This window comes from Rhodococcus sp. IEGM 1409 (assembly GCF_030056735.1).
In the GTDB taxonomy this organism is placed as follows: Bacteria; Actinomycetota; Actinomycetes; order Mycobacteriales; family Mycobacteriaceae; genus Rhodococcus_F.
The window spans coordinates 270,350-285,341 of record NZ_JASHKN010000006.1 but is presented as its reverse complement, the minus strand read 5'-3'; the positions used below and the strand labels follow the sequence as shown (position 1 = coordinate 285,341).

The 14,992-nt window shown below is 61.5% G+C and carries 16 protein-coding genes and 1 pseudogene; 9 read left to right on the top strand and 8 right to left on the bottom strand.

The window, feature by feature from the left end:
- Nucleotides 1–18 precede the first annotated feature (18 nt).
- Nucleotides 19–894: an SGNH/GDSL hydrolase family protein gene (locus tag QM716_RS18315; RefSeq protein ID WP_283305436.1), complete on the bottom strand. Its 876-nt coding sequence runs from the start codon at nt 892–894 to the stop codon at nt 19–21.
- 136 nt (nt 895–1,030) lie between these two features.
- Here QM716_RS18315 and QM716_RS18310 point away from each other — a divergent pair, with 136 nt between their 5' ends.
- The 4 genes from QM716_RS18310 to QM716_RS18295 all read left to right on the top strand — a co-directional run bounded on the left by QM716_RS18310 (nt 1,031) and on the right by QM716_RS18295 (nt 3,993).
- Nucleotides 1,031–2,314 (top strand): PucR family transcriptional regulator, encoded by a 1,284-nt coding sequence (locus tag QM716_RS18310; protein WP_283305435.1) that lies wholly within the window; start codon nt 1,031–1,033, stop codon nt 2,312–2,314.
- Nucleotides 2,315–2,575: 261 nt separating this feature from the next.
- Nucleotides 2,576–2,866 carry a serine hydrolase gene (locus QM716_RS18305; RefSeq protein WP_283305434.1) on the top strand — a complete coding sequence of 97 codons (291 nt, stop codon included), beginning with the start codon at nt 2,576–2,578 and terminating at the stop codon, nt 2,864–2,866.
- Nucleotides 2,841–3,209 (top strand): hypothetical protein, encoded by a 369-nt coding sequence (locus QM716_RS18300; protein ID WP_283305433.1) that lies wholly within the window; start codon nt 2,841–2,843, stop codon nt 3,207–3,209. The genes QM716_RS18305 and QM716_RS18300 overlap by 26 nt, the downstream gene beginning before the upstream one ends.
- 55 nt (nt 3,210–3,264) lie before the next feature.
- The gene (locus QM716_RS18295; protein ID WP_283305432.1) at nt 3,265–3,993 is read left to right on the top strand and encodes a YdcF family protein; all 729 of its coding nucleotides are present in this window, start codon (nt 3,265–3,267) and stop codon (nt 3,991–3,993) included.
- Between the two features lie 2 nt (nt 3,994–3,995).
- Here the strand turns inward: QM716_RS18295 and QM716_RS29405 are convergent, their stop codons facing one another.
- The 3 genes from QM716_RS29405 to QM716_RS18285 form a co-directional block, all read right to left on the bottom strand.
- Complete coding sequence (locus QM716_RS29405; protein WP_502942087.1) at nt 3,996–4,223, bottom strand: helix-turn-helix domain-containing protein; 228 nt, start codon at nt 4,221–4,223, stop codon at nt 3,996–3,998.
- A gap of 182 nt (nt 4,224–4,405) precedes the next feature.
- The gene (locus tag QM716_RS18290) at nt 4,406–4,837 is read right to left on the bottom strand and encodes a MarR family winged helix-turn-helix transcriptional regulator (protein WP_283305431.1); all 432 of its coding nucleotides are present in this window, start codon (nt 4,835–4,837) and stop codon (nt 4,406–4,408) included.
- Between the two features lie 95 nt (nt 4,838–4,932).
- Nucleotides 4,933–5,601 carry a DsbA family protein gene (locus tag QM716_RS18285; RefSeq protein WP_283305429.1) on the bottom strand — a complete coding sequence of 223 codons (669 nt, stop codon included), beginning with the start codon at nt 5,599–5,601 and terminating at the stop codon, nt 4,933–4,935.
- Nucleotides 5,602–5,677: 76 nt separating this feature from the next.
- Here QM716_RS18285 and QM716_RS18280 point away from each other — a divergent pair.
- Together QM716_RS18280 and QM716_RS18275 are read left to right on the top strand one after the other, a co-directional pair.
- Nucleotides 5,678–5,875 (top strand): annotated as a pseudogene (locus tag QM716_RS18280) (helix-turn-helix domain-containing protein); the annotation flags it as partial.
- 62 nt (nt 5,876–5,937) lie between these two features.
- Complete coding sequence (locus QM716_RS18275; RefSeq protein WP_283305427.1) at nt 5,938–6,567, top strand: helix-turn-helix domain-containing protein; 630 nt, start codon at nt 5,938–5,940, stop codon at nt 6,565–6,567.
- Here QM716_RS18275 and QM716_RS18270 read toward each other — a convergent pair.
- Complete coding sequence (locus tag QM716_RS18270; protein WP_283305425.1) at nt 6,554–7,549, bottom strand: ABC transporter substrate-binding protein; 996 nt, start codon at nt 7,547–7,549, stop codon at nt 6,554–6,556. The two genes, QM716_RS18275 and QM716_RS18270, sit on opposite strands and share 14 nt — an antisense overlap.
- A gap of 6 nt (nt 7,550–7,555) precedes the next feature.
- The gene (locus tag QM716_RS18265; RefSeq protein WP_283305424.1) at nt 7,556–8,950 is read right to left on the bottom strand and encodes an MFS transporter; all 1,395 of its coding nucleotides are present in this window, start codon (nt 8,948–8,950) and stop codon (nt 7,556–7,558) included.
- 119 nt (nt 8,951–9,069) lie between these two features.
- Between QM716_RS18265 and QM716_RS18260 the strand changes: the two genes are divergently transcribed.
- Nucleotides 9,070–9,735: a TetR/AcrR family transcriptional regulator gene (locus QM716_RS18260; RefSeq protein WP_283305423.1), complete on the top strand. Its 666-nt coding sequence runs from the start codon at nt 9,070–9,072 to the stop codon at nt 9,733–9,735.
- Between the two features lie 7 nt (nt 9,736–9,742).
- On the opposite strand, the gene QM716_RS18255 is transcribed toward QM716_RS18260, so the two are convergent.
- A complete protein-coding gene (locus QM716_RS18255; protein WP_283305422.1) occupies nt 9,743–10,963 on the bottom strand; it encodes an SfnB family sulfur acquisition oxidoreductase in 1,221 nt (406 codons plus the stop codon).
- A 98-nt stretch (nt 10,964–11,061) separates the two neighbouring features.
- On the opposite strand from QM716_RS18255, the gene sfnG reads away from it, so the two are divergent.
- Nucleotides 11,062–12,186: a dimethylsulfone monooxygenase SfnG gene (sfnG, locus tag QM716_RS18250; protein WP_283305421.1), complete on the top strand. Its 1,125-nt coding sequence runs from the start codon at nt 11,062–11,064 to the stop codon at nt 12,184–12,186.
- Nucleotides 12,187–12,198: 12 nt separating this feature from the next.
- Here the strand turns inward: sfnG and QM716_RS18245 are convergent, their stop codons facing one another.
- Entirely contained in the window at nt 12,199–13,719 is a 1,521-nt protein-coding gene (locus QM716_RS18245; RefSeq protein ID WP_283305419.1) for an aldehyde dehydrogenase family protein, read from the bottom strand.
- Nucleotides 13,720–13,846: 127 nt separating this feature from the next.
- On the opposite strand from QM716_RS18245, the gene QM716_RS18240 reads away from it, so the two are divergent.
- Nucleotides 13,847–14,989, top strand: a complete 1,143-nt coding sequence (locus QM716_RS18240) for an acyl-CoA dehydrogenase family protein (protein WP_283305417.1) — start codon at nt 13,847–13,849, stop codon at nt 14,987–14,989.
- Nucleotides 14,990–14,992: the final 3 nt, after the last annotated feature.

The following is a 14,992-nucleotide window of genomic DNA, read 5'->3' as shown; positions in this document are numbered from 1 at the left end:
TTGTGCTGGGGGAGAGGCTCAGGACAGAGCGTCGGCGACGGCGTCGCCGATCGCCTGCATTCCGGCTGCGGTGGGATGCAGCGGAACCGCCGGCTGGGTTGGGATGATTCCGGTGTAGTACGCAGTGGCGGGGTCCGTGCAGATGTCATGTCCGGCAGTGGCTTCGGTGATATCGATGTACTCGATAGCGTGACTCGCCGCGGTGGCTGCCATCACCGTGTTGCCGTAGTCGATGACACTCTGGAGATAGTCCGCGTCACGAGGCCAGAACGGCTGGGTGCCGGGGCATCCACTGTTGGCGATGTACGTCCCGTATCCGATCACGACGATGCGTGCCGAGGGTGCCCGGTCGCGAACCGCTTCGATCATGGAACTCCAACCTGAGGAGGCGTTTTCGATCATCTGTCGCTGTTGATCGACGCCACCCGCGGTGAACTTGTCACGGCAGGACGTTCCGGTGGGTTCGGGGAGTGGATTGACGCAGCTCAGAACTGTCGGGAACAACGAGATGTCGTTGGCACCGATGGTGATGGTGACGAGGTCGGTATCAGGCCCCAATGCTGTTGCCTGCGGCGATACTTGACCGGAGAACGTCGATTGTGCGGTGTCCGTGACGTTGGCGGATCGCGCCGACGAGCAGGTCATATCCGTGAGTTGAGCGCCGAGTTCTCGCGCCACCACGGACGGGTAGTTGTCGAGTGATCGTAGACAGCCCGGTGACGACGAGTCCTGTGGGGTGACCAGTGGGCCGGCCGCCGCGGAATCGCCGAGTGCGACGTACTGGATAGTGCTGACAGGTGTCTCGGCGCTTGACACGCCGGTCCCGAGAGCCGCGATCGAACCGGCAGTCACGACGCCTGCCAGAATGACTGCGCTGCGCGTCTTCCACGTCACTCGGGGCTCCTATTGGTCGAAGGTGAGACTTCCAGTCATGCCACTGATTGTGAATTCGTGAGTGGCGTGGGTTACATAGTGATAGGAAAAAGGCAGGTCGGCCTTGTGGTGGCAATTCAATTCTGTGGAGGGTTTTGTGTCTGGAAACAAAGATCTGCCGTTCGAGCCGATCGTGGTTGGTGGCAGATCTCTGGCCGACCGGTTGGCGCAACGCACCCATCCGCTGGTCATTGCGACGGTCGATCTGGTCCACCGCGACGTCACCTTCTACCGGTTGCTCCCTGACGAGGCATTGCGTAACGACGTCACCACCATCGTGAGGCGCAATCTGGAACTGTTCATTTCGATGCTGCGGACGGGTGCCGATCTGGCGCCCGAGTTGCTCGCCGACATCAGCGAATCGGCTCGTCAACGGGCACAGGAATTGGTTCCGCTCGGTGAGGTGCTGCGTGCATATCACCTGGCCGCAGGGCTGTGGTGGGAGACGATCAGCGAATGGGCGGTCCCGGAAGACGGTGTTGCACTTGCCCACACCGGACGACTCTTGAATGCATACACCGCGGCCTCCGCGTCGGCGGTTCTTGCCGGCTACGGTTCCGACCATGCCACCCAGACGGACGAGGATTCTGCGCGAAGGTCATTGTTCGTAGCACTTTCGACGGGTGTCGATGTTGATCGGGTCTCCGACGATGTGGGCATCAGGTTGGCGCGCCTGTACTGGGTGGTGGCACTGCACGTCGAGCGCAACGACGACGAGTCCTCGACCGAGGTGGACACTGCCGTTGCCGAGCGAAGAAAGGTGCGCCACCTGCAACGAGAGTTGGATCAGGTGGGGAGGGACAAAGCCCTCGGGGTGCTCGGCAGCAGCGGCGGAGCCGTCCTGATTCCCATTGTGGAATCGGAACCCGCAGAGGGAAACTGGGCATCGAGTCCGCAGTATCTCACTCTGTGTCGACGGTTGGGTGATCTCGAGAAGGTTATCGGTGCATCGACGGTTGCCGCCGTCGACGTCGCGGCACCAGCGGCAGTTCCCGCAGCGGTGACCCAGGCGCGCGAGGTGCTGAACGTTGCCCGAAAGTACGGACGTACCAGTGGGGTCGTCCGTCTCGAGGACCTTGCAGTCGAGTATCAACTGACCCGCCCCAGCGCTGCGCTGCCGATCCTCGCAGATGTGTTGTCGCCGTTGGAGTCCGATACTGCCGTGCTCGAGACGCTCGAATCTTTCATCGACTCCGGATTCGATCGAGCCGCCACCGCCCGGCAGTTACACGTACATCCGAACACGGTGGTGTACCGCCTGCGTAAAGCGAGTTCCCTGACAGGACTTGACCTGTCGTCGCCGAAAGATCTTGTGCAGGTCACCATGGCGCTGGGAGCGCGTCGCGCAATCGGAATGGAGGCGGACACTTCCCAAACGTGACGCGTCTGTGGTTCTCTGTGAACGTGTCTGATTCTCGCGGTTTCGCCGCGCATCTTTGATTCGCCTGTTCGGTGCATTGATTGCCGGTTCAGTCGCGGCACCTGCCGGAGCTTCCCCAGCCTCTTGTGAGAACCCCGCTACGGCTGGGGAATTCACACAGTGGCCTGCCGCAGAACTGGGGTTCGATGCTGCGGCGCTGCAGCAAGCCGTCGACTTCGGCACAGCCAAAGCGTCGACGTCCATACGCGTGTTGCGGCACGGGTGTCTTGCGGCGTCCAACGCCGACGGCGTCGCCGGTGCGATTCCGTTCCCGTTGGCTTCGTCGTCGAAGGCGTCGTTGCTCTCTCCGTCGGCAGGGCCACCACGCTCGGGTTGTTGGGACTCGACGATCGAGTCGGTGAGTACATCGGGGGACTCGACCAGGAACATGCAGACATCACGGTGCGGCAGCTGTTGACTCAATCGTCCGGGCTCGACTTCTCGTGGGGCGCTGATATTGCGGGCTACTACGCGGACGCGGTGCGGATTGACAAGCTACTTCGACCCTGCTGACCCGTCGGCGGGATTGACCGGTGAATCGAATCCTGATCTTCAGGAATTCTTGCGGCTTGTCGTAGCTTCGATCGTCGACGTTCCGCCGCCGCTGTACGTCGGGCCTCCCGCACACAGTTCGGGCGGTCCGCTGATCGACGATCCGTCACAGCTGGTCGGATTCGCGAATCCCGAACTGATCTTCGACACCATGGTCGGGACAGGGCGAGCAGGAACACCGGGATGCAACATTGTGATCTGTGACAATGAATTGTTGCCGTTCAGTGTTGTCGACCTGCTCGGGGATGCTGCAGCTCAGACGGGAAATGCGGCGGGTGCGTCGATTCGAGACGCTGGTAGATGATGCTTTCGAAGCCAAATTGTTGCCCAATATTTATGTCTAGTCTGTGTGACGGTCAGTGAACAGTAAATTTGAGTCAAATGATGCAATTACGGCGAAATGTTCGTTACCGTGTGCTGGACAACTGACAATCTGGGGGTTCGGCTACATGGCAAATGTTCGCAGGTCTGTGACGAAGGGATTGATTGCTGCTTCGGTGATCGCTGCAGCTGGAGTAGGCCTTTCGCCCGCGACAGCGAGTGCCGACATCACACCGACAACGGTCGTCAATGGCATCCTCTCGACAGTGGGCGGCTGCCAGACGCCGGTGCGGTCCCTCATCCTTGCGTGCACGGGCGCTGAGACGCTGACGCGCCAGTCGCCGGTGTTGCTGGACCTCAATCCGGTGGGCACCAACATCGTCGTCCTCGGTGCAGGACTCTTCGACGACGGCACGATGCGTCCGATGCTGGTCGACCGACTTCAGGCGGCATTGCAATTGGCACGCGAATACCCGCAGTCTCCGATCATCACGAGTGGAGGAGCACCGAAGTCAGGTGTCACTGAAGCGAGGGCGATGCGCGAATGGCTCGTTGCCAACGGCGTTCACCCGGGCCGGATCACCGAAGAAGGAACGTCGTGGTCCACGGTGGAGAACGCGCTCAACTCTGCGCGGATTCTCGGCGATCGAGGAGCGACCGGCGTGGTTGTGGTCTCGAGCGCCAATCACGTGGAGCGCGCAATGGTGGACTTCCGGGTTGCAGTTCTCGGCCGGATCCCGGTCGCAGGTGTGATCGCCGCGACCTGACGTCAGCGATTGTGGGAGTTGGATTTTCGCCAGGTCAACGGTGATGCGTCGAACCGTCGCCGGAAGGCGCGGCTGGATGCGGCATCGGACTCGTAGCCGACAGTTACTGCAATCGTTCCGACCGGCTCTGTGGTTTGCACCAGCAGTTCGGTGGCGCGGCCGAGTCGGCGCTCGGTGATGTAAGCGCCGGGCGTCTGGGGTCCAGTTGCGTGGCGGGTCGTTGTGGACAGCCTCGAGCGCCTGCCCGATTCGTGGGTCCATTGCTGCGGTCAGCCATCCGCCGTTCGATCCGTCCGCTCGTGCCCACGCTCTGAGGATCTGGACGAAGAAAGGTCGAGAATCCGGGAAACCGGCATGGCGTGGGAAGCCCAGTTGGTATCAGGTTTCAGAGCAGGATCGAATGATCCCCGTGTCAGTCCTTGGCCTGGGCGAGCCGACGCAAGAGGGTGGTCAAAGTGGTGATGTCATCGGTGTCCCACTGCGCCAAACGAGCACGCCAGCGTTCGAGCTGCTGGGTGCGGTAGGTCGTGAGCTTCGTTCGGGCTTCGGGCGTCAGTGCGACCAACTTTGCGCGGGCATCGTCGGGATCGGGAATGCGTTCGACCAGACCAAGCCTGGCCGCTGCATCGATCTGCCTGGTCAGTGTCGACTTCTCGATGTTGAGTGTCGAGATCAGGTCTGCCATCCGAACGGCATCGGACCGGCTCAGGATCACGAGAACGGGGTACAGAGCGGGGTCGAGTTTGGGATGAATCGCGCGTGCGTCGTCACGCGAGCGCGCACGTCCCTTCTGCCACATGTCGGTAAGTTCCATCTCCAGGCCGGTGATCGGATCTGAAACCACAGGTTTTCCTCCCCTTGGTGCAATTTGTTCCGATGTTCATCAAACCAGAACGGGGAGGTGCGTGAATTCGGTGTACCTTTCGCTCGGAAGGGGGGTCAAGCCACCGCATACGCCCGCACGCACGTGTTCAGGTCGCGGGTGAGATCGGCCGCTGTACTGGTCGGAGAACCGAATTTCACGACGGACCCGTCGCTCCCGTGGAACAACAGTGTCGGAAACGAAGTGGCGCCGAGCCTGCGTCCTCGGACGAAATCGGCGCGGGCGGCGTCCTTCGAAGCAGCGGTGAAGAGGGAAGACACTGCGGCAGTGGGGTCGAGTCCGAGCGATTGCGCAATAGCTCGGTAGGTCTCGGGATCGGACAGGCTGCGACCGTCTCGGTAGAACGCGATCTGCATGGCCTCCGCGATGTCGAGTGCGCGTGTCGGGTCCTGAGCGCGCAGCGCGGCGAGTCCGATCGCGGCATCCGTCGAATCCATGACGAACCGTCCGTCAGCCACCAGTTGTGAATATCCGTCACCGAAGACGGCGCCGGTCTGGGCCGCGATAGTGGCATTGGCCGATTTCAAGAACGGAGCCGAAGACATGGGTGCGACGCGCTCACCGGTGAACAGCCCGCCGCTGACTACGGACAAGTCGATGGAATCGGCGTTTTGACGGACGAACTCCGTCAATGCAGGGCCGAAGCCGAAACACCATCCGCAATAGGCGTCGAAGACGTAGGAGAGTTGTGTCTTGCCTGCTGTTTTCGGGCCTGCTGATTTCACTGTCGATTCCTGTCCGAGCGCCAACTGATTGATACTCTGACGGTATGTCGCATTCGGGTATTCGGTCACGGTGAAGATGAGTCCCGAACTAGTGAAAAACAGACAAGTACCCGTCCGAGACGTCGGGTACGCATCTTCGGTGGCTGACGCAACCGAGATCGAGGTTCTCAGCCTGGACACCATTCGCGTCAACGGGGGTAGTGCCGAGTTCGTCGGCCCTCAACGTCCGAAGTTTCACTTACTCGCGCTGGTGACCGAGGGATCGGCGCTACACACCATCGACTTCGTGAACTACGCGGTCAGCCAGGGGACTGTGTTCTGGGTCAGACCGGGCAGGTGCAACAGTGGGGTCGAATCCAGGATTTCGAGGCGACAGTTGTTTTGTTCACGCCCTCGTCGCTCGATGCCGTCAGCCAGCAGTTGTTGGACGGGAACGCTCGCAGTCGGCAGGCAGCGTGGCAGTTGTCCGGAGAGAACCTCGAGACCATCAGCACGGGTATGAAACACCTGAACCTGAACTACGGCTGCCCGGATACTTCTGCGCCGGTCGTTCGCGCGGCCATTCTGCGGCACACGCTGACAGCAATCCTGTTGAAACTGACCCATCTCGGTGGACAGGAGCAGAGCTCCGTGCTGGCGCACAATGACGTATTCGAAAGGTTTCATGCCGTTGTCGAACGTGACTTCGCCACGGTCCGTTCGGTTTCGGAGTACGCCAACAAGATCGGGTACTCCGAGAAGACTGTATTGCGGGCTACCCGAGCCGCTGCCGGAATGACGGCAAAGCAGTACATCGATCAGCGAGTGGTGCTCGAAGCGAAACGTCTGCTGTCTTTCGGTACGGACACGGTCACCCAGGTGGCGTCGAAGCTGGGGTTCGACGATTCTGCGAACTTCACGAAATTCTTCGCCACCCGGGTGGGTGTTTCTCCGCTGACCTTCCGTCAGGACGTCAGAGCGCGCTGAATGCCGCCCATCGCGCGTCGGCACTGTCGAGGGTTCCGATACTGCTCTGCCCCTTGCCGTGCGCGATACCGTCGAGGTCTTGGATGATCCAGTAGATCGCAAACGGATGGCTGCCGAACCAGAGATCGCCACTGACGTCCAGAGCGTGTGTCGGGTCGGGTGCAAGGTTGTCGAACAGCGGAGTGTTTCGCACGATGGATGCGTCGTACTGCTGGCCGGACAGCACGGCGACGGTCTGCGCCGCATGCTCGGGCAGGAGTTCCGGGGAGACGGGTGAAATCGTGCCGGTGTCTTGATTGTTGGTCGCGTTGGCTTCCGATACCGGCCTGGTGAATCCGGCTTCGGTGACAAGTGTGGAGATGGGAGTGGTCGGTGGCACGGTGAACAGGTTTCCACTGTAGCCGAGAAGTATCGCAAGGCTCTGCCCGGCCGCCGCGGTCTTGACGTCTTCGAGACCGGATTCGAGCTTTTCGATCATCGCGGTTGCTTCGCTGTCTCGATCAAGCTGTGCCCCAGCCTGTTCGAGCACGTCACGCCACGGGGCGGAGTAAGGGAGAACCAAGGTCGGTGCCACGGCGTTGATCTGAGCGAACAGGCTCGGTAGTGGACCGGCATTGCTCATCAAGATCTCGTCGGGTTCGACCGACGCGATCTCCTCGACGGCCGGGTTGGCGAAGAAGGTCGGTTTGTCGAGAACTTCGACGCCCTGTTCGCGCAGAATCGTTTTGGCGACGTCCGATCGCAGGGTGCTGTAGACGACGGTGGGCTTCACGCCGAGTGCGAGTGCACTCAGGCCCGCATACTCGTCGAGCGCGAGAATGCGCTGCGGTGATGCCGGGACTTCGACGGTGCCGAGTTCGTGTGTGACGGAGCGAGTTGCAGAAGCGGTGTCGGACTCGGCGGAGCTGCTGCACGCGCTTGCACCGGCAACGGTGAGGAGAAGCGCCGAGACGATACCGAATGCGGTTCGGGTGGTGAACATCTGAGGTCAACGATCCATTCGTGGGAAGAAGAAGGACAGGAGGGTGCCGGCCAGAAGTAGGCCGGAGCAGACGAAGAGGGCTTGGGAGTATCCGGAAACCAGTGCTTCGGTCGGCGCGCTGTCCGAGCGCGCCGTCGAGGAAGCAGCGACGCTCACGAGAACGGCTAGTCCGAGTGAACCGCCGATCTGACGTGACGTGCTGAGCAGCCCGGATGCCATGCCGACTTCTTCGGGAGGAGCGTCGGCGGTGGCGACGTTGCTGAGCGGCATGAACGACAGGCCGATGCCGATGCTCGCCAGAAGCGAAGGCACCAGGATGACGGCCCAGAAGGGGCTGTCGAGGTTCATGGTCGAGAAGATGAAGGTTCCGATTGCTGCGAGTGCTGTTCCGATTACGAGTAGCGGTCGAACCCCGTAGCGCGGAAGGAGTTTGGTGGACGCGAGGATGCCGATGACCAGGCCGAAACAGAAGGGCAGGAACGCCAGACCGGTGGTGGTCGGCGAATAGCCCAGTCCGCGCTGAAGAAAGAGCGAGACGAAGAAGAACGCGCTGAACTGTGCCGCACACACCAGGCACATGATGGCGTTGGCAAGCCCGATTCGGGGCCGAAGCAGGGTGGACAGTCGTACCAGTGGTGTGGCGCAGCGGCTTTCGATCACAACGAAGGCAGTGAGCAGAGCGATCGTGAGTGCAAATCCGCCCAGAACGTAACCCGAAGTCCAGGAATGTGATTCGGTGGCAATGACGGTGCCGACCAGAGCGGTGATGCCGGTCGTCGCCAAGATGGCGCCGGGGAGATCGAGGGAGCCGCCTCTGGCAGCCTGGCCGGCCGGCAGGCCACGGGCGCCGGCAACTGCGGCGATCAGGGCCACCGGTGCGCCGGCGAACATCACCCATCGCCAACTGAGCCCTTCGGTCAAGATGCCACTCAGTAAGACACCGAGTGCGCCGCCGAGCGCTGATGACATTGCTCCGATGCCGAATGCCTTGGCTCTGGCGCGTCCGGTGGGAAAGGCTTGGCTGAGGGCGGCGAGTCCGGCCGGTGCGATCATCGCAGCGCCGACGCCTTGAAGCGCCCGAGTTCCGACAAGCATCTCGGCGGACACGGAGAAGGTGCCGACGATGCTGACGAGGGCAAACAGCAGAAGCCCGGAAACCAGAACCCGACGAGTGCCCATCACGTCGCACAGACGGCCGCCGAGAAGCAGCAGTCCGCCGAAGGCGAGGGCGTACGCGTTGACGACCCAGGACAACCCGGCGTCGGAGAAGTTCAGTGATTTCTGGATGTCGGGCAGCGCGACGTTGATGACTGACATGTCGAAGGCCACCAGGAACTGTGCTGTCGCGGCGGCTGTGAGGACCAGGGCAGGCGCGGCTACCGCCCGGGTTGTTGTTGTCATTGCAGGTACCTGGTTTGTATACGCGTTCTCATAAGTAGTTAGGTTTACCTTGCTGTCGACTGAGATGCAAGAGGTTCCCCGGGCGCGAGCGTCGTAGCAGGGGCGCGCACAATCGACGGATGGCCGAAAAGATGGAACCGAGATCACCGCGGCTCGGACGTCCTCCGACGATCACGTCGGAGCAGATAATCGACGCGGCGAAACGGCAGCTTCAATCCGGTGGCGCCGACGCGTTGAGCATGCGAGCGTTGGCGAAGTCGCTCGGCACCACGCCGATGGCTCTTTACCGGCACGTGGGCGACAAGGAACAGCTGATCAGTGCGGTTCTCGATGTGTATTCACAAGACCTCGGTTCGCTGGTCCTGCCAGAGGATCAGGTCGAACGGCTTCGCATGATCTTCTCCGCGATCTTCGGGAAGCTGGCGTCGGAGCGCTGGATCATCGAGTTGCTTCAGCGCGGAGGGCGCGGCGGGGGCGGCGCTGTGGTCTTGGTGGACCGGGCCATGGCCGCGTGTGTCGAACTCGGTATGTCGCCGCGTCGCGCACTGTTGGTCTATCGAGCGCTGTGGAACTACACGCTCGGTGCGCTGCTCAACATCTACGACACCACGACGCGGCCGGAAGGCAGTGTGTCGCCTCTTGCGGTCAAGATCCGAGAAATCGGCCCCGAGAAACTGCCGATACTCAGTGAGGTGCTCGAGGACTGGCCGGGAGGGACGACGACTGAGAGCTACCTGGAAGGTCTCGAGGTCTTGATCAGCGGATACGTGAGTATTCCCGACTAGTTGGCGCTCACAGCAGGCCGTGCCTCGGTGGAATTGTCCCGGACAGCGTCCAGCGGCCGATGTGTTGGACCTTCCATCGGGTCGGATCGTGCAGGGTATGCGTGCGTGCGTCACGCCAGAATCGTGAGAGGTTCGCCGATTCGCCCGCGCTTCGGGTACCGCCGATTTCGAACAGCGTACTCGTAGCCGCCAATGACGCCCTGGCGCCGACCACCTTGGCAGTTGCGGCGTCGATGGATGCTCGGGCCGTGGAGTCCTCGGTGGGATCACGACGCGCCACGTCGATCGATCGAGCCGCCTCCGCCAAGAGTGATCGGGCAGCGCGAACCTCGATGGCCGCTTCGCCTGCGAGTTGAACGAGCAGCGGATCGTCCACCGCCGTATCGACTTTCGCCTCGAAGAAGGGACGCGCTTTCGCGGCGAGTTCCACGGATTCGCGCAGTGCGGCCGACGCGATGCCGGTGTCGATCGCGGCGTGCAGAATCTGGGCCTGTGCCCCGTAGGTGGTCGGGTGAGTGAACAGCGACGTGAAGGGGACGACGTTGAACCGCGGCACCGACACGGATTCCAGGGTCACGGTTCCGCTCGCAGTTGTCTTCTGCCCCATGCCGTCCCAGTCGTCGACGATCGTCAGTCCGGGGGTATTCCGAGGTAGGTAGACCACGGATTTCACTTGCGCACCGGTCTCTGTGAACTGATCCGCATTGGCCGCACGCACCACGATCCAATCTGCGAAGAGCGCTCCCGTGCAATAGAATTTGCGACCTTCGAGCACAAAGTTCTCCCCGTCGGAGGTGAGAGTGGTGCCGTCGATGTCGATGGTCTTGTTGCCGCGCTCGCTCTGGGCGTTGGCGAACTGCTTACCCGACAAAGCCTCGGCGTAGAAGAACTGCTTCTGCTCGTTCGACCCCTGATATCGAAGCGCTTCCAGGAAGGTGAAGTGGCTGTGCGGAATCTGCGCGATGCTGGGATCACCTTCGGCGAGTAGACGGAAGACCTCGGTCAACGTCTCGGTGCTCGCGTCGATACCACCGAACTCCCTCGGCACCGAGAGTCCGAGCAGCCCCGACTGTGCCAGGGCGCGGACCTCGTCGTGGGGAAGAAGGCGCTGCGCATCGCGGACGCCGGCACCTGCCGCGAACTCGGCGGACAGCCGCGAGGCTACCGAGAGCGCCTCGTCTTCACTGGTGATGCGGTGCGCGATCTCCTGAATATCCACAGCAGTCATGCTGCCACCGTTTCACGGTCGCGGCACCCATCCAACACTTACAACCTGTGTGATCGCCATCCTGGAAATAGCCGGGAACTGCATGTTTGCTGGACCTTATGTCTACTGAACGTATCGCCGACGAGATCAAGTTCGCCTACTGGGTGCCTAATGTCAGTGGTGGTCTGGTTACCTCCGACATCGAGCAGCGAACCAGTTGGGACTACGAGTACAACAAGAAGCTGGCGCAAACTGCCGAGAACAACGGCTTCGAGTACGCCCTGAGCCAGGTTCGCTACGAGGCGAGCTATGGGGCCGAGTTCCAGCACGAATCCACGAGCTTCAGCCTCGCTTTACTCTTGGCAACGGAGAAGCTCAAGGTGATCGCTGCCGTACACCCCGGGCTCTGGCAGCCGGCAGTGTTGGCGAAGCTGGGCGCTACCGCTGACCATCTGTCGAACGGTCGATTTGCCGTCAACGTCGTCAGTGGTTGGTTCAAGGACGAGTTCACTCACCTCGGTGAGCCGTGGCTCGAGCACGACGAGCGCTATCGGCGTAGCGCCGAGTTCCTTCAGGTCCTTCGCAAGATCTGGACCGAGGACGACGTCGATTTCCGCGGAGACTTCTACCGCATTCACGACTTCACGTTGAAGCCGAAGCCTCTCAATACTCCGGAGCGTCCCAATCCCGAACTGTTCCAGGGTGGTAACTCGGCGGCTGCCCGCGAGAACGCCGGCCGCTATTCGGATTGGTACTTCAGTAACGGCAAGGACTACGACGGAGTCACCGAACAGTTGGTCGACGTTCGCCGTGTTGCTCGCGAGAACGATCGGGAGGTGAAGTTCGGGCTCAACGGGTTCATCATCGCCCGCGACACCGAGGCCGAAGCGAAAGACACGCTGCGGGAAATCATCGCCAAAGCCAACCGCCCTGCGGTCGAGGGATTCAAGAATGCAGTTCAGCAGGCAGGCGCATCGACCGCGTCCAAGGACGGTATGTGGGCGGATTCCAAGTTCGAGGACTTGGTTCAGTACAACGACGGCTTCCGCTCGCAACTGATCGGCACGCCGGAGCAGATCGCTCATCGGATCGTCGAATACCGCCGTCGTGGTGTCGATCTGATTCTCGGTGGGTTCCTCCACTTCCAGGAAGAGATCGAGTACTTCGGGGCCAAGGTGCTTCCGCTGGTTCGCGAACTCGAAGCAGCCGACAGTGCCGAACAGGTGCTCGTCACTGCCGGCTGACTGCCTGACCTCTCAGGACTTCGCGTGGCGCTTCGCCAGCATCCAACGAGAGATCTTCATGTCCCGAGCTTTTCTCTCGATGGTCAGCAGGTCCAGCGGAGCGCTGAACTTCTGAACGGCAAGTGATTTCACGCTGCTGAACTCACGCAGTCCGTCGGCTCCGTGGATGCGTCCGAATCCGGAATCGCCGACCCCGCCGAATGGCAGGGCGGCGATTCCGGCGAATCCGAGAACCGAATTGACCGTGACGACACCGCATTCGAGCTTCTCGGCAATCGCTCGACCCTTCGACGAACTCTTGGTGAACACCGAGGCGCCCAAACCGTACTTCGACGCGTTGGCGCGCTCGATCCCCTCGTTCATGTCGGCCACCTTGTTCACCACGACGCTCGGGCCGAACGTTTCCTCGGTGATCGCAGTGGAATCCTCCGGAACGTCCGTCAGGATGATCGGATCGATGAACGGACCGTTGAACGAATCAAGTCCGCCGAGTACAGCTTTCGCACCGCGTCCGAGGGCGTCTTCGATCTGGCCCCGGACTATCGCAGTCTGCTTTCCCAGCGTCATCGGCCCGTAGGTCGAGCTGTCGGTGGCGCCGGCGTGGGCGTCCCGTAGCGCGGCCGTGAGTTTGGACAGGAAGGCGTCGTACACGGGTGCTACGACGTAGATTCGCTCGACGCCGGCGCAGGTCTGTCCGCCGTTGCCCACTGCCCCGAACGCGGCGAAGCTGACGGCTGCATCGAGGTTGGCGTCGGAGTCCACCAGCATGGCGTCCTTGCCGCCACATTCGGCGACCAGGGGAGTGAGGGTGTCCGCGCAGGCGGCCATCACCCGCTTGGCGGTAGCCGTCGAACCGGTGAATGCGATCTTGTCGACACCGGACGAACACAGAAGTGCGCCGGTTTTGCCGTCACCGGTAATGGTCTGCAGGACAGGATGTCCGGGTGCGGCGATGTTCCACAACCGGGTCAATTCGACGCCGACGCCTGGTGAGAGTTCGCTCGGTTTGAACACGACGGCGTTACCCGCGGCCAGCGCGTAGCCGATCGACCCCATCGGTGTGTACAGCGGATAGTTCCAAGGGCCGATCACGCCGACGACGCCCATCGGCCGGTATCCGACGGAGGCAGACTGGTTGGCGCTGATCAGTCCTGCACCGACGCGTCTGCGGCGCAACACTTTCTGTGCGTTGCGTGCCGCCCAGTCGAGATGTTCGACGGCCAGCATGACTTCGAGTAGTGCGTCGTCGCTGGGCTTTCCCGTCTCGGCGGAAATGATCGCCGCCATTGATTCGGCGTGAGTGGCGATCGCAGCGCGGAAATTACCGAGCACCTTCCGGCGGCCTTGGAATCCGAGTTGATCCCACCACTTCGATGCGGTGCGAGCTGCGGCGACCGCCTTCTCGATCGCCTGTTGATCGGCGATGGGGTGCTGCGCGACCACGGATTCGTTGCGAGGGTCGAGGCTCGCGAAGGTGTGATCGTCCGATTTCGGATCTTTAGACGTGCTCTGGCGGCCGAGCTGTTCTGTCATGTTCTTCAGATCCTCCACATGTCGGTGCATCACATATATGTGATGTGATTTACTGTGCTGGTAGTCACAGTATGCGTCGGACGGAGCTCCGACAAGCCTCCAGCCTCATCTCACTCGGGAGTTTTCGATGTACATGGATTTCACGCAGGAGCAGTCTGATTTCGCCAAGTCGGTAGCGGCATTCTGCAAGAAGGAGAGTGGGACCCGTGAGCAGCGAGATCTGCTGACCGATCATGGCGCCCACAATCACAACCAGGCGTTCTACGAGAAAATGGCCGAATTGGGATGGCTCGGGCTGACCGTCCCGGAGGAGTACGGCGGATCGGCCGGAAGCACGGTTGACCTGTGCATCTTCCTGGAGGAAGCCGCCAAAGGGATGGCACCGATCGGTGGACTCGGCCCGACCGTCATCACCGGGGCCGCGTACGAGAAGTTCGGAAGTCCGGAGCAGAAGGAGGCAGTGCTGGGCGGGATCGTCCGCGGCGCGTCCCAGTCGATCTCGATGTCCGAACCCGAAGCAGGCTCCGACGTGGGCAATTTGAGTTGCCGCGCCGAGAAGGTCGACGGTGGTTGGCTGATCAACGGCCAGAAGACGTGGTGTTCCAACGCGCACTTCGCCGAGAACATCCTTCTGGTGGCTCGTACGTCCAGAGGTGAAGGCAAGCACGAGGGCCTGACGATGTTCCACGTCCCGGCGGACATCTCCGGATTGAAGATCAGTGGAATCGACACCATGGGCGGCAAGGAGGTCAACGATCTGTACTTCACCGACACATTGCTGCCCGAGGACGCGGTGGTCGGGGAAGTCGGCAACGGCTGGCGTCAACTCATGGCCGGACTCAACATCGAACGCCTCATCCTCGCGGCGATGATGCTCGGGACCGCGCAGCGCGCTTTCGACGACACCCTCGAATTTGTCACCACGCGTAAGCAGTTCGGCCGTCCGGTCGGATCGTTTCAGGCACTTCGCCACCGGATCGCGGATCTCGCCACGGAGATCGAATGCGGCCGTCTGTTGGTCTACAGCGTGGCCCGGATGGTCGACGCCAACCCGACCAAGATGTTCCCGCGGGAAGCGTCGATGGCCAAGCTCAAGCTGACCGAGACCGCCAAGAAGGTCGCGCTCGAGGGGATGCAGATGATGGGTGGGTACGGTTACGCCACTGAGTTCGACATGGAGCATCATGTGCGAAAGACTCTTGTGTCCTCCATTTATGGTGGTACCAACGAGATTCAGCGAGACATCATCGGCAAAACGTACGGACTGTGAGGA

Coding starts and splice junctions, on each gene's coding strand:
- QM716_RS18270 (WP_283305425.1), bottom strand. CDS start 7,549: ATGTTCACCACCCGAACCGCATTCGGTATCGTCTCGGCGCTTCTCCTC.
- QM716_RS18265 (WP_283305424.1), bottom strand. CDS start 8,950: ATGACAACAACAACCCGGGCGGTAGCCGCGCCTGCCCTGGTCCTCACA.
- QM716_RS18260 (WP_283305423.1), top strand. CDS start 9,070: ATGGCCGAAAAGATGGAACCGAGATCACCGCGGCTCGGACGTCCTCCG.
- QM716_RS18255 (WP_283305422.1), bottom strand. CDS start 10,963: ATGACTGCTGTGGATATTCAGGAGATCGCGCACCGCATCACCAGTGAA.
- sfnG (WP_283305421.1), top strand. CDS start 11,062: ATGTCTACTGAACGTATCGCCGACGAGATCAAGTTCGCCTACTGGGTG.
- QM716_RS18245 (WP_283305419.1), bottom strand. CDS start 13,719: ATGACAGAACAGCTCGGCCGCCAGAGCACGTCTAAAGATCCGAAATCG.
- QM716_RS18240 (WP_283305417.1), top strand. CDS start 13,847: ATGTACATGGATTTCACGCAGGAGCAGTCTGATTTCGCCAAGTCGGTA.